Consider the following 12,409-nt stretch of genomic DNA (forward strand, 5'->3'; position numbering starts at 1 on the left):
GCCAGCACCGCCAATCCCACCAGCACCAGCACTCCCACGAGTCCGTCCATCCTCACCCCGTTCCGTCAGGTCCTGCAGCGGTGGTCGCAGGCGATCCGGCGGCCGCCATGGCGCCGGCAGCGTCGGCGATGCCGCGCGCGTTTGCAAGGCGGCAAGCGCATGCCCGGCCTTCGCGCACGGCCGGCCGTCAAAAAGAAGGCGCCCTCGCGGGGCGCCTCCAGGGTGTCGCGCTTGGCGGCCGCGGCTTACTTGCCGGCGACCACGCGGACCATCTCCAGGCACTTGTTGGAGTAGCCCCACTCGTTGTCGTACCAGGCCACCAGCTTGACGAAGGTCGGGTCCAGGGCGATGCCGGCGTCGGCGTCGAAGATCGAGGTGCGGGTGTCGCCGCGGAAGTCGGTGGCAACCACCTTGTCCTCGGTGTAGCCCAGCACGCCCTTCAGCGCGCCTTCGCTCTGGGCCTTGATCTCGGCCTTGATCTCCTCGTAGCTGGCCGGGTTCTCGAGTTCCGCGGTCAGGTCGACCACCGACACGTCCGAGGTCGGCACGCGGAAGCTCATGCCGGTCAGCTTCTTGTTCAGCGCCGGGATCACCACGCCCACCGCCTTGGCCGCGCCGGTCGAGGACGGAATGATGTTCTCGAGGATGCCGCGGCCGCCGCGCCAGTCCTTGTTGGACGGACCGTCGACGGTCTTCTGGGTGGCGGTGGCGGCGTGCACCGTGGTCATCAGGCCGCGCTTGATGCCCCACTTGTCGTGGATGACCTTGGCCAGCGGGGCCAGGCAGTTGGTGGTGCACGAGGCGTTCGACACGATCGCCTGGCCGGCGTAGGTGTCGTGGTTGACGCCGTAGACGAACATCGGGGTGTCGTCCTTGGACGGGGCCGAGAGGATCACCTTCTTCGCGCCGGCGTCCAGGTGCTTCTGCGCGCTGGCCTTGTCCAGGAACAGGCCGGTGGACTCGATCACCACGTCGGCGCCGACCTCGTCCCACTTCAGCGCGGCCGGGTCGCGCTCCTGGGTCAGGCGGATCTTCTTGCCGTTGACGAACAAGGCGCCGCCCTCGACCTTGACCTCGCCCCCGAAGCGGCCGTGCACGGAGTCGTACTGCAGCATGTAGGCCAGGTAGTCCGGTTCGAGCAGGTCGTTGATCGCCACGATCTCGATGTCGCCGCCGAAGTTCTGCACCGCCGAACGCAGCACGTTGCGGCCGATGCGGCCGAAGCCGTTGATGCCAACCTTGATCGCCATTGCTGATGACTCCTGACGGCCGCGACGGGTGCGGCCCGCTGTGGGAAGGACTGAATGAAGGATCGATGAAGCGGGCGGCCATTCTAGCACCGCGCCGCCGCCCGCCCGGCGCGCTCTTGACTGCAATCAAGGCGCCGCGCGCGGTGCCGGCGGAGACTGGCGCCATTCCCCAAGACGCAAGAGCGTTGCCCATGAAACAGAAGCTCCTCCCCCTCCTGCTCGCCGCCAGCCTGGCCGGCGCCGCCGCTCCCGCCTTCGCCCAGTCCGCCGGCGACTGGACCGTCGGCATCGGCGTGCACCAGGTCGACCCGAAGTCCGACAACGGCAAGCTCGCCGCCGGCACCCTGCCGCTGGCGATCGACGAAGACGCCAAGCCGAGCGTGACCTTCGAGTACTTCGTCCGCGACAACCTCGGCATCGAGGTGCTGGCCGCGCTGCCGTTCAAGCACGAGATCGCGGTCAAGGGCGTGGGCAAGGTTGGCGAGACCAAGCACCTGCCGCCGACGGTCAGCCTGCAGTACCACTTCAACAGCGACGGCAAGGTCTCGCCGTTGCTGGGCCTGGGCCTGAACTACACCACTTTCTTCAGCGAAGACACCACCGGCGCGCTGGCCGGCACCAAGCTGAAGCTGGACGACTCCTGGGGCCTGGCCGCGCATGCGGGCCTGGACTTCAAGGTTGGCGAGAAGTCGGCGGTGCGCGTGGACGTGCGCTGGGCCGACATCGACACCAAGGTCAAGGTGGACGGCGCCAAGCTGGGCACCGCCAACATCGACCCGCTGGTGTACGGCGTGGCCTACGTCCTGAAGTTCTGATCCTGCTCCAGGGGACGGAGCGGGCCGGTCGGTTAAAGTGCCGGCATGGTCCGCTCCGATTCCGTTCCCGTCCGCCGTTCCGCACGCCGCCCGGCACGTCGCCGTGCACGCCATCCCGCGCGCTGGCTGGCCGCCGTGCTTGCGCTCGCCATCGCCCTGCCGGCGCAGGCCTGGGGCCCGCTCGGCCACCGCCTGGTCGCGCGCCTGGCCGAGGACGGCCTGGATCCGCAGGCGCGCGCCGAAACCGCCCGCCTCCTGCGTGGCGAAGCCGAACCGACCCTGGCCGGGATCGCCAGCTGGGCCGACGACCTGCGTGCCGAAGACCCCGACCTGGGACGCCGCAGCGCGCCCTGGCACTACGTCAACATCGGCGAGTCCGGCTGCCGTTACCAGGCCACGCGCGACTGCCCCGGCGGCGACTGCATCGTCGCCGCGCTCGACGCCCAGGTCCGGATCCTGGCCGACCGCGGCCGCAGCGATGCCGAACGCGCCCAGGCGCTGAAGTTCGTGGTCCACCTGGTCGGCGACGCCCACCAGCCGCTGCACGCCGGCTACGGCAAGGACCGCGGCGGCAACCGCTACCAGGTCAACCACGCCGGCAAGGGCAGCAACCTGCACTCGCTGTGGGACAGCGGCCTGCTCAACAGCGCCCGCCTGGGCGAGGACGCCTGGCTGGCGCGGCTGCGCGCGCTGCCGGCGCCGGATGCCGCCGTGCTGTCGCCGCGGGCGACGGACGCCGCGCTCCCCTGGGTCGAACAGTCTTGCCGGCTGGCGCTGGCCCCGGGCGTCTATCCGCCGGGCCACGTGATCGACGCCGCCTACGTGCAGGCGCACCTGCCGACCGGGGAGCGGCAGCTGCGCCTGGCCGGCGCGCGCCTGGCCGCGCTGCTCAATGCCGTCCTTGCCGCGCACTGAAAGTCCGCCCTTGTCTTCGGAGGAGAACGCCGACGTGTCCGCTCATGCATATTCGCTGCTGCGCCTTGCCGCCACCGCAGCATTCGCGCTGGCGGCCCTGCTGTCGCCGGCCGCGCACGCGGCCGAACCGCTGACCGTGTTCGCCGCCGCCAGCCTCAAGGAATCGCTGGACGAGGCCTCCGCGGCCTACGAGCAGGCCACCGGGGTTCCGGTGCGGGTGTCCTACGCCGCCAGCTCGGCGCTGGCCCGCCAGATCGAACAGGGCGCGCCGGCGCAGGTGTTGGTGTCCGCCGACCTGGACTGGCTGGACTACCTGCAGGAGCGCGGCAGGGTCGATGCCGGCAGCCGCCACAACCTGCTCGGCAACCGCCTGGTGCTGGTCGCGCCGCAGGACGGCGTCGCCCGGGTCGACCTGGCCAAGCCCGGCAGCATTGCCGCCGCGTTGGGAGACGGCCGCCTGGCGGTGGGCCAGGTCGCCAGCGTGCCGGCGGGCAAGTACGCCCGCGCCGCGATGGAGAAGCTGGGCCAGTGGCCGGAAGTGAGCGCGCGCCTGGCCGAATCGGACAGCGTGCGCGCGGCGCTGATGCTGGTCGCGCGCGGCGAGGCCCCGCTGGGCATCGTCTACGCCTCCGACGCCAGGGCCGAGCCGAAGGTGAAGGTGGTGGCCACCTTCCCGGCCGACAGCCACCCGCCGATCGTCTACCCGGCCGCGGCGCTGGCGCCGGCGTCCGCGCCGGCGCGCGAGTTCGTGCGCTGGCTGTCCTCGCCGCCGGCGCGCGCGATCTTCCAGCGCCGCGGCTTCGATCCGCTGGACGACTGAGGGGCCGCATCCTTGCCCGCGGCCTGGTTCACCCCGGAAGAAGCCACCGCCATCGCCCTGAGCGTGAAGGTGGCCGCGGTGGCCGCGCTCGCCAGCCTGCCGCCCGGGGTGGCGGTGGCCTGGCTGCTGGCGCGCGGCCGCTTTCCCGGCAAGTCGCTGCTGGACGCGCTGGTGCACCTGCCGCTGGTGCTGCCGCCGGTGGTGATGGGCTATGCGCTGCTGGTGCTGTTCGGCCGCCGCGGCCCCCTGGGGCAATGGCTGCACGAGGCGTTCGGCATCACCCTGGCATTCCGCTGGACCGGCGCGGCGCTGGCCTGCGCGGTGATGGGCTTCCCGCTGATGGTGCGCGCGATCCGGCTGTCGATCGAGAACGTGGACCGCAGGCTCGAGCAGGCCGCGGCCACCCTCGGCGCCGCGCCGTGGCGGGTGTTCCTGACCGTGACCCTGCCGCTGGCCTGGCCCGGGCTGGTGGCCGGCGCGGCCCTGGCCTTCGCCAAGGCCCTGGGCGAGTTCGGCGCCACCATCACCTTCGTTTCGGCCATCCCCGGCGAGACCCAGACCCTGTCGGCGGCGATCTACGGCCTGCTCCAGGTGCCCGGCGCCGAGGCCGGGATCTGGCGGCTGGCGGCGGTAGCGCTGGCGATCTCGCTGGCCGCCCTGCTGGCCTCCGAATGGCTGGTGCGGCGCCAGCGCGGCGACGAGGAGTGAACGGCCGGTGCTGAACCTGGACCTGCACCTGCAGCGCGGCCGTTTCCGGCGCCACGTACGGATCGAGGAACAGGCACGCGTGGTCGCCCTGACCGGGCCCTCGGGCGCCGGCAAGACCACCGTGCTCAACGCCATCGCCGGGCTGGTGCGCCCGCGCGGCGGCCGGATCGAGATCGACGGCCGGGTGCTGTACGACCAGGCGCGCGGCATCGACCTGCCCACCCACCGCCGCCGGATCGGCTACGTGTTCCAGGACGCGCGCCTGTTCCCGCACCTGGACGTGCGCCGCAACCTGGGCTACGGCCGCCATGGCGCCGGCGCGGCGGCCTTCGGCTTCGACGCGGTGGTCGAGCTGCTGGGCATCGGCCACCTGCTCCAGCGACGCACCTCCAACCTCTCCGGCGGCGAGGCCCAAAGGGTGGCGATCGGCCGTGCCCTGCTGTCGCAGCCGGCCCTGCTGCTGTTCGACGAGCCGCTGTCGGCTTTGGACCAGGCCCGCCGGGAGGAACTGATCCCATGGCTGCAGAAGGTCCGCGACGAGGTGCGCCTGCCGATGCTCTACGTCAGCCACCATCCGGACGAGGTGCGGCGCCTGGCCGACGCCATCCACGTGCTGGACTGATCCGGGCGCGCCCGTGCCCGCCGATGTCCGGCCGTCGACGCGGCGTTGCGCCGCGTCCGCGCACGCTGCGCCATTCCGCCAGGAGGTGCACCATGGCCATGCCGCGCAAGCGCGCGTTCCCCGTCGACCGGATCCGCCATTTCCTCGAACCGGGGCCGGTGGTCCTGATCGCCACCGCGTGGAAGGGCCAGCGCGCGGTGATGACCTGCGGCTGGCACATGATGCTCGGCTACGACCTGGTCGGCACCTACATCTGGGAAGCCAACCACAGCCACGCCCTGGCGCGGAAAAGCCGGCAGTGCACGATCAACCTGCCGACCGAGCCTTTGCTGGACAGCGTGGTCGGGATCGGCAACTGCAGCAGCGCGCAGGTGGACAAGTTCGAGCGCTTCGGCCTGACCGCGGTGCCGGCACGCGAAGTGGACGCGCCGCTGGTCGGGGAATGCCACGCCGGCTTCGAATGCCGCCTGCACGAGACCCGGATCACCGCCGACTATCCCCTGTTCGTCTGGCGGGTGGTGCGGGCGCATGCGGCGGCTTCGCCCCGTTATCCGCGTACGCTGCACTACCGCGGCCAGGGCCGCTTCATGGTCGCCGGCAGGGAGGTGTCGCGGCGGCAGCTGTTCCGCCCGGACATGCTGGAGGAGTGATCATGGCGTCCGCCGGCTCGCCCGGTGGGCGTAGGTCGCCATCGCTGGCATGATCGCGTCATGGACCCCGTGATGGCAGGCACATCGAAACCGGCTACCGGCAATGGCCAGCGCAGGCATCCACGCCTGCCATGGCTGCTGGTCCTGGCAGCCACCGGCACCCTCCCGCACGTAGCTGCAGCGACCGGCGATCAAGGCCTGGAAACACCAGGGACGCCTTACACCTCCATCCACGAGAACGACGGCGCCGGCTGCGCCGACACGCCTCCCTTCGCTGAGGCGCAGGCGAACCTGCCGGATCCGTTCGCCGTACCCGACGGCACCCGGATCGCCACCCGCGGGCAGTGGCGCTGCCAGCGCCAGCAGACGCTGCGGGCGCTGGAGCGGCAGGTGTACGGCTGGAAGGGGCCGGCGCCGGACAGCGTGACCGGCAGCGTCCACCCCGACCGCATCGACGTGACCGTGACCTACGGCGGCAGGCAGGAAACCTTCAGCGCCAGGCTGCACCTGCCCGACGGCCCCGGGCCCTACCCGGCGGTCGTGGTGGTGGGCGGGATCGGCGGCATCGATCCGCGGCTGCTGGCGGGCGAGGGCGTGGCGTGGATCGACTACCTGCCGACCCAGGTCGGCGCCGAGACCGGCAGCGGGCGCGCCAGGCAAGGTGCGTTCTTCGACCTTTACGGCGAGCAGGTGCGATCCACCGGCACGCTGATGGCGTGGGCCTGGGGCGTCAGCCGCCTGCTCGACGTCATCGCCCAGTCCGACCAGCGCCTGCTGCGCGCCGATGCGGTGGCGGTGGCCGGCTGCTCGCGGTTCGGCAAGGGCGCGCTCGCGGCCGGCGCGTTCGACCAGCGGATCGCGCTGACCATCCCGATCGAATCCGGATCCGGCGGCGTGCCGGTCTGGCGCGGGCTGGCCGGCACCGGCGCCCAGCCTGCGCGGAGCGCCTACGGCGAGCAGCCCTGGCTGGGCGATGCGTTCGGCGACTTCGCCGACGCGGTCGACACCCTGGCGACCGACCAACACCAGGTCCTGGGCCTGGTCGCCCCACGCGGCCTGCTCGTCCTGGACAACCCGCACATCGACTGGCTCGGCGCGCGCGCCGGCCATCTCGGCGCGCTGGCGGGCGCCGAGATCTACCGGGCGCTCGGCGTCGCCGGCAACCTCGGCTACCACGCCGCGGTCGCCGATCCAGCGCACTGCGCATGGCGTGCCGAATGGAACGCGCCGGCGCTCGACGCCATCCGCCGGCACTTGCGCCAGGCCGACGCCGACGACCTGCCGATCATCGCCGCCGACCCGGCCCCGGTCCGGCTGGAGGATCACAGGGACTGGGATACGCCGGTCCTGCGGTGACGCCCCGAAGGCGGAGCGCGTGTGCCGCGGTCAATGCCGCAGCCGCGCCGCCCCCACCTGCGCCCGCCCGTTCCGCACCTCGAAGGTAAAGGCATAGGCCAGCGTCACCGCGACCGGCCGGGCCTCGGCCACCGCGCCGGCACAGCCGTCGCCGTTCCAGTCGCGGTCGCGGGTGGCCGCGTCCGGGTAGATGCAGAACATCGCCGGCACGAAACGCCAGGACGACACCGCCTCCAGCATCGCCGCGGCCAGCCGCGGCTGCGCCTCCGGGTCGCTGCAGCCGGGATCGCGCAAAGGCTTCACCGCCTCGACGCCGCCGTCGGCATCCACCACCAGCGAAGCGCACACCGTGGTCGGCGGCAGGGCCCTGGGCAGGCCGTCCTGCGGGAACGCCGGCGTCGTCTGGGCCAATGCGCGCGGAAACACGAAGGCTTGGTGGGCCGCCATCTCGTAGCGCGCCTGGCCCTCGGGCAGGATCAGCCGCTGCTCCACTTCGGCGGTGCGGGTGGCGCAGGCCGACAGCGCCAGGGCCGCGCAGGCCGCCATCGCCATCGAACCGCGCACGGCCGCATCCGTTCCCCGCCCCATCCGCTCAGCCCTTCATGGCGCCGGCATCCGGGCCGTCTTCCGGCACGTCGGCCTCGAAGGTGATCGGCACCCGGATGCGCCCCTCCACCGGCTTGCCGTCGCGCCTGCCCGGCTGGAACTTCCACTGGCGGGCCGCCGCCACCGCCACCGCATCGAATACGCCCGGGGGGGTGGCGCTTTCGACCTGCACGTCGAGCACGCCGCCATCGGCACCCACGGTCACCAGCAGCATGACGCTGCCGCCGATCCCCTGGCGCGCCGCCTCCGCCGGATACACGGGGGGCGGCAGCCGCGACGACCACACCGGCTCGGCGGGATCGACACTACCTGACTCCTCCTGCAGTTGGCGCATACGCGCTTCGGTCGCCTCGCGCGAGCCCGCCAGCGGCAGCACCATCAACTGCGACCGGTAGACGACCTTGCCCGAAGCATCGCTCTGCTCGACCGCCGCCGTTTCGCCTTCGCGCACCACCAGCACCGGCTCGGCGACGACGGTGCCGGGATCGCCGCGTTCGATCCGCATCCGCACCACCAGCGTGCCCGGTTGCGCGCCCGCGGCCACGGTGGCGGTGCTCTTCCAGCGATCCTCGCCGGCACCGCTGATCGACACGGCGTCCTCGCCCGCCTTCACCCACTGGTTAAGCACGCCCTGGCCGTCGATGCCGCCGTAGCTGTTCTGCCGGGCCAGCAGGAAAAGGCCGTCCTGCTGCGCGTCCACAGCGTCCGGAAGGCTGGCCGGCTGCGCCGCCCAGGCCGCGTACCCGGCGCCGGCACTGAGCCCGGTGGCGAGGAGCATGGCGAGGGTCCAATGCAAAGGAGAAGGCGTGGGACGCTTGAGCATGTCGATGCGCTCCTTGAGCGGATGGCGTGCCTGCCAGTGGCAACCCAGCGGCAGGGGCGAAGGGTCGAACTGGGTCTTGAGCATGGCTTCGCCGTAGCTGCGGCGCGCGCGGGGATGGCCCGCGATCACCCGCTCGTCGCAGGCCAGTTCCTGGTCCAGGCGGAAGCGGCGCAGACCGAAGTGCAGACAAGGGTTGAACCAGAACAGGCAGCACAGCAGCGCGGCGAAGGCATTGGCGACCAGGTCGCCGCGGCGCACGTGCAGGCGCTCGTGGGCGATCACCAGCGCGCGCTCCTGTTCGGTATAGCGTCGCTCGAAGTCGGCCGGCAGCAGGATCCGCGGACGCCACAGGCCGGTCACCGCCGGCAGGCCGGAGGTGGCGATGGCCGCCTGGTACAGGCCGTCGTCGCGGCGGCGCAGGGTACCGAGGCCGCGGCGGAAGCGCCGCTGCTGCCCGCCCAGCACCACGAGCGACGCAACCGCGCCGATCAGCCAGAGCGGCACCAGCACCTGCGGCCAGTCCCAGCCGGCCTGCGCCTGCGGGGTCGCGGCGACCACCACCGCCGGCGCCATCTGCCAGGCTGCGGGCAGCGCCAGCGGCGCTTCGGTGCCGCGCGGCAGCAGCACCGCAAGCAACGCCACCGGCACGCACAGCCACAGCGCATACGCGGCGCTGGCGCCCAGCACCGCGCGCACCGGCCGGCGCAGGGCCAGCACCAGCAGCAGTGCCGCACCCGAGGCGATCGTGGTTTCGACCAGCACCGCGGCCAGTTCAGCGTTCATGGCCGGGCTCCTCGCCGTCGTCGAGTTCGCGCACCAGCCGCTTGAGCTCGGCGATGTCGGCCGCACCGAGCTTGCCGCGCTCGCTGAAGTGCGCCACCAGCGGCGCCACCCGGCCGCCGAACAGGCGCGCGAGCAGGCCCTCGCTCTGCTGCTGGACCCAGGCCTCGCGCCGCAGCACCGGCGAATAGAGGTAGCGGCGACCGTCCTTCTCGGCGCTGATCGCGCCCTTGTTGAGCAGGCGGTTGAGCAGGGTCTTGACGGTCGGCTCGGCCCAGCCGGTATCGGCCGCCAGTGCGGCGATCACCTCCTCGGCGCTGCGCGGGCTGCCTCGCCACAACACCTCCATGACCGTGGCCTCGGCCTCGCTGATCGGAACGGTATCCATGGCGCCTCCGTTTACGCTTGTAATTTTTACTGATTACATGCGTAAACTTTTGCCCTGTCAAGCCCCGCCACCGGCCGTTCGCGGTGCCTGTCCTAAGCTGCAGGCATGAGCCTGCACTTCACCGAGATCGACGCCGCGCTGGATCACCTTCTGGCGCGGCTGCCGCCCGGCCTGCGCGTCGCCGCGCCACTGGGCCTGGGCAAGCCGCACCGCCTGCTCAATGCGTTGTACGCACGGATCGAAGGCGATCCCTCGCGCCCCCTGTACCTGTACACCGCCCTGTCGCTGGATCCGCCGGTTCCGGGCAAGGGCCTGCAGGCGCGCTTCCTAGGCCCGTTCCTGCAGCGCCACTTCGGCGACTTCCCGCGCCTGGCCTACGTCCAGGCGATGAAGCGCGACGCGCTGCCAGCGCACGTGGAGGTCGAGGAGTTCTACCTGCAGTCCGGCGCCCTGCTCGGCTCGGCCCAGGCACAAAGGCGCTACGTCAGCCTCAACTACACCCACGTCGCCGCGGCCCTGGCCCAGCGCGGGGTGGACCTGATCGTGCAGAAGGTGGCGCGCGAGCCCGGCGGCCAACGGCTGTCGTTCTCGTGCAACAACGACCTCACCCAGGACACGGTGGACGCGCACCTGGCCGCGGGCAAGCCGCGGCCGCTGATGGTGGCCGAAATCGATCCGCAGCTGCCGTGGCTGGGCGGCAGCGCGCTGGCGCCGGACGGCTTCTTCGACGTGGTGATCGAACCGCCGGGGCCGCACCCGCCGCTGTTCGGACTGCCGCGGCAGCCGGTGACCGACGCCGATTACGCCATCGGCCTGTATGCCAGCGCGTTGGTGCGCGACGGCGGCACCCTGCAGATCGGCATCGGCGCGCTGGCCGACGCGCTGTGCCATGCGCTGGCGCTGCGCCACACCGACAACGCCCGCTACCGCGAGGTGCTGGCGGCGCTGGATCCGCGGCTGGAGTCGCATCCGGCGGTGCTGGCCAGCGGCGACCTGGACCCGTTCGCGACCGGCCTGTACGGCTGCAGCGAGATGCTCAACGAGGGCTTCAAGCGCCTGGTCGAAGCCGGAGTGATCCGGCGCAAGGTGCTGGACGACGCGGCGCTGATGCGGCGCCTGGACGAGGGCACCGCCAACCTCGGCGACCAGGCCCGGCTGGAGCGCGACGGCGAATACCTGCACGGCGCCTTCTACCTCGGCTCGCCGGCGTTCTACGCCTGGCTGCGCGAGCTGCCCGACGACCAGCGCCGCGCGATCGGCATGCGCCGCATCCGCGAGGTCAACCAGCTGTACGGCGGCGACGAAGGCCTGGAGCGGCTGCAGCGCCGCGACGCGCGCTTCTTCAACAGCTGCATGATGGCCACCGCGCTGGGCGCGGCGGTGTCCGACGCGCTGGAGGACGGGCGGGTGGTGTCCGGGGTCGGCGGCCAGTACAACTTCGTGGCCATGGCCCACGCCCTGCCCGGCGCGCGCTCGGCGCTGATGCTGCGCGCGGTGCGGCGGGCCGGCGGCCGCGAGGAATCGAACCTGCGCTGGAACTACAGCCACGCCACCATCCCGCGCCACCTGCGCGACCTGTACGTCAGCGAATACGGCATCGCCGACCTGCGCCACGCCTGCGACGAGGACTGCGTAGTGGCGATGGCCGCGATCACCGACGCGCGCTTCGGCCCGGCGCTGCTGGACCAGGCGAAATCGGCGCGCAAGCTGCGCGCGGACTTCGCCGCGCCCGCGGAATGGCGGCGCAACACGCCCTCGCGCCTGCGTCAGGCGCTGGCGCGCTTCCGCGCCGACGGCACCCTGCCCGACTATCCGCTGGGCAGCGACTTCACCGAGGCCGAGCAACGCCTGGTCAAGGCGCTGGCCTGGCTGCAGGAACGCACCGCCACGCCCCGCGGCAAGCTGCGCACCGTGCTGCAGGCGCTGGCCGCGCGCGGCGGCAGCCTGGCCGAGGACCTGCCGGCGATGGCGCGGATGGACCTGCAGTCGCCGCGCGGCCTCGGCGACCGGCTGCAGGCCCGCCTTTTGCGGCTGGCCCTGGCCCGCACCGCACGCCAGTCCCTGTAGGAGCCGGTCTTGCCGGCGACCGCCATGGCGGATGCGTGTGCGTGAAGCCGATTGCCAATGATCCGTCCGCCTCCACGGTCGCCGGCAAGACCGGCTCCTACAGGAGAGGCACGATGGCGAGCCCATCGCCAGGCTTGAAGCCTCGCCCCCGCGACGCCATCTTGGACGGACCCGCCTGCCTTCCCGGAACCCATCCATGACCCGCGCCGATCAGATCCGCCAGGCCCTGGCCGCCCTGCAGCCGCAGCACCTGGAGGTGCTTGACGAGAGCCACCTGCACAGCCGCGGCCTGGAGACCCACTACAAGGCGGTGATCGTCAGCGACGCCTTCGAAGGCAAGCGCGCGATCCAGCGCCATCAGGCGGCCTACGCCGCGCTCGGCGGGCTGATGGGCCAGATCCACGCCCTCGGCCTGCACACCTACACCCCGGCCGAATGGGAGGCCGACGCCAGCGTGCCTGATTCCCCGCGCTGTCGCGGCGGCAGCAAGCACGACCTGGGCGCGCACTGAGCCGACGGCCCATAGCGGCGCAACCACCACGCCGCCTGCACATGGCTTAACGCCGCGCCGCGCGGCTTCACGCCCCCTCCGCACCCAGCTACGCAGCT

Annotated in this window: 13 protein-coding genes; 9 read left to right on the forward strand and 4 right to left on the reverse strand. The window is 72.2% G+C overall.

All coding sequences use genetic code 11. The annotated features are described in order from the left end of the window. Window positions 1-245: 245 nt before the first annotated feature. On the reverse strand, window positions 246-1,250 hold the full coding sequence (gene gap, locus CSC62_RS04865; RefSeq protein ID WP_162405044.1) for a type I glyceraldehyde-3-phosphate dehydrogenase: 1,005 nt from the start codon (window positions 1,248-1,250) through the stop codon (window positions 246-248). A gap of 191 nt (window positions 1,251-1,441) precedes the next feature. Between gap and CSC62_RS04870 the strand changes: the two genes are divergently transcribed. The 7 genes from CSC62_RS04870 (at window position 1,442) to CSC62_RS04900 (ending at window position 7,136) form a co-directional block, all read left to right on the forward strand. After that, window positions 1,442-2,065: an OmpW/AlkL family protein gene (locus CSC62_RS04870; RefSeq protein WP_162405045.1), complete on the forward strand. Its 624-nt coding sequence runs from the start codon at window positions 1,442-1,444 to the stop codon at window positions 2,063-2,065. 135 nt (window positions 2,066-2,200) lie between these two features. Next, entirely contained in the window at window positions 2,201-2,980 is a 780-nt protein-coding gene (locus CSC62_RS04875) for a S1/P1 nuclease (protein WP_246194190.1), read from the forward strand. Window positions 2,981-3,068: 88 nt separating this feature from the next. Continuing rightward, window positions 3,069-3,800 (forward strand): molybdate ABC transporter substrate-binding protein, encoded by a 732-nt coding sequence (gene modA, locus CSC62_RS04880; protein WP_246194200.1) that lies wholly within the window; start codon window positions 3,069-3,071, stop codon window positions 3,798-3,800. A gap of 12 nt (window positions 3,801-3,812) precedes the next feature. Beyond that, window positions 3,813-4,508 carry a molybdate ABC transporter permease subunit gene (modB, locus tag CSC62_RS04885; protein ID WP_162405048.1) on the forward strand — a complete coding sequence of 232 codons (696 nt, stop codon included), beginning with the start codon at window positions 3,813-3,815 and terminating at the stop codon, window positions 4,506-4,508. A gap of 7 nt (window positions 4,509-4,515) precedes the next feature. Then, entirely contained in the window at window positions 4,516-5,130 is a 615-nt protein-coding gene (gene modC, locus CSC62_RS04890) for a molybdenum ABC transporter ATP-binding protein (RefSeq protein ID WP_162405049.1), read from the forward strand. Window positions 5,131-5,222: 92 nt separating this feature from the next. Continuing rightward, the gene (locus CSC62_RS04895; RefSeq protein WP_162405050.1) at window positions 5,223-5,780 is read left to right on the forward strand and encodes a flavin reductase family protein; all 558 of its coding nucleotides are present in this window, start codon (window positions 5,223-5,225) and stop codon (window positions 5,778-5,780) included. A 72-nt stretch (window positions 5,781-5,852) separates the two neighbouring features. After that, window positions 5,853-7,136 carry a glucuronyl esterase domain-containing protein gene (locus tag CSC62_RS04900; RefSeq protein ID WP_162405051.1) on the forward strand — a complete coding sequence of 428 codons (1,284 nt, stop codon included), beginning with the start codon at window positions 5,853-5,855 and terminating at the stop codon, window positions 7,134-7,136. Between the two features lie 30 nt (window positions 7,137-7,166). Here the strand turns inward: CSC62_RS04900 and CSC62_RS04905 are convergent, their stop codons facing one another. From CSC62_RS04905 to CSC62_RS04915, 3 genes are read right to left on the reverse strand one after another with little or no spacing between them, the layout of a single operon-like run. Then, on the reverse strand, window positions 7,167-7,700 hold the full coding sequence (locus CSC62_RS04905) for an energy transducer TonB (RefSeq protein ID WP_162405052.1): 534 nt from the start codon (window positions 7,698-7,700) through the stop codon (window positions 7,167-7,169). 28 nt (window positions 7,701-7,728) lie between these two features. After that, on the reverse strand, window positions 7,729-9,348 hold the full coding sequence (locus tag CSC62_RS17995) for a TonB family protein (RefSeq protein WP_246194192.1): 1,620 nt from the start codon (window positions 9,346-9,348) through the stop codon (window positions 7,729-7,731). Further along, window positions 9,338-9,733, reverse strand: coding sequence for a BlaI/MecI/CopY family transcriptional regulator (locus CSC62_RS04915; RefSeq protein WP_162405053.1), 396 nt, complete (start codon window positions 9,731-9,733; stop codon window positions 9,338-9,340). Before CSC62_RS04915 ends, CSC62_RS17995 begins: the two co-directional genes overlap by 11 nt. A gap of 105 nt (window positions 9,734-9,838) precedes the next feature. Between CSC62_RS04915 and CSC62_RS04920 the strand changes: the two genes are divergently transcribed. Together CSC62_RS04920 and CSC62_RS04925 are read left to right on the forward strand one after the other, a co-directional pair. Continuing rightward, on the forward strand, window positions 9,839-11,800 hold the full coding sequence (locus tag CSC62_RS04920; RefSeq protein WP_162405054.1) for an acetyl-CoA hydrolase/transferase C-terminal domain-containing protein: 1,962 nt from the start codon (window positions 9,839-9,841) through the stop codon (window positions 11,798-11,800). Window positions 11,801-11,996: 196 nt separating this feature from the next. Beyond that, window positions 11,997-12,311: a BolA family protein gene (locus CSC62_RS04925; protein ID WP_162405055.1), complete on the forward strand. Its 315-nt coding sequence runs from the start codon at window positions 11,997-11,999 to the stop codon at window positions 12,309-12,311. Window positions 12,312-12,409: the final 98 nt, after the last annotated feature.

Source organism: Pseudoxanthomonas jiangsuensis (assembly GCF_010093185.1).
GTDB lineage: Bacteria > Pseudomonadota > Gammaproteobacteria > Xanthomonadales > Xanthomonadaceae > Pseudoxanthomonas > Pseudoxanthomonas jiangsuensis.

Bases quoted from the DNA above. Each gene is read 5' to 3' on its own strand.
- CSC62_RS04870 (WP_162405045.1), top strand. From the start codon at position 1,442: ATGAAACAGAAGCTCCTCCCCCTCCTGCTCGCCGCCAGCCTGGCCGGC.
- CSC62_RS04925 (WP_162405055.1), top strand. From the start codon at position 11,997: ATGACCCGCGCCGATCAGATCCGCCAGGCCCTGGCCGCCCTGCAGCCG.
- CSC62_RS04900 (WP_162405051.1), top strand. From the start codon at position 5,853: ATGGCAGGCACATCGAAACCGGCTACCGGCAATGGCCAGCGCAGGCAT.
- CSC62_RS17995 (WP_246194192.1), bottom strand. From the start codon at position 9,348: ATGAACGCTGAACTGGCCGCGGTGCTGGTCGAAACCACGATCGCCTCG.
- CSC62_RS04895 (WP_162405050.1), top strand. From the start codon at position 5,223: ATGGCCATGCCGCGCAAGCGCGCGTTCCCCGTCGACCGGATCCGCCAT.
- gap (WP_162405044.1), bottom strand. From the start codon at position 1,250: ATGGCGATCAAGGTTGGCATCAACGGCTTCGGCCGCATCGGCCGCAAC.
- CSC62_RS04920 (WP_162405054.1), top strand. From the start codon at position 9,839: ATGAGCCTGCACTTCACCGAGATCGACGCCGCGCTGGATCACCTTCTG.
- CSC62_RS04915 (WP_162405053.1), bottom strand. From the start codon at position 9,733: ATGGATACCGTTCCGATCAGCGAGGCCGAGGCCACGGTCATGGAGGTG.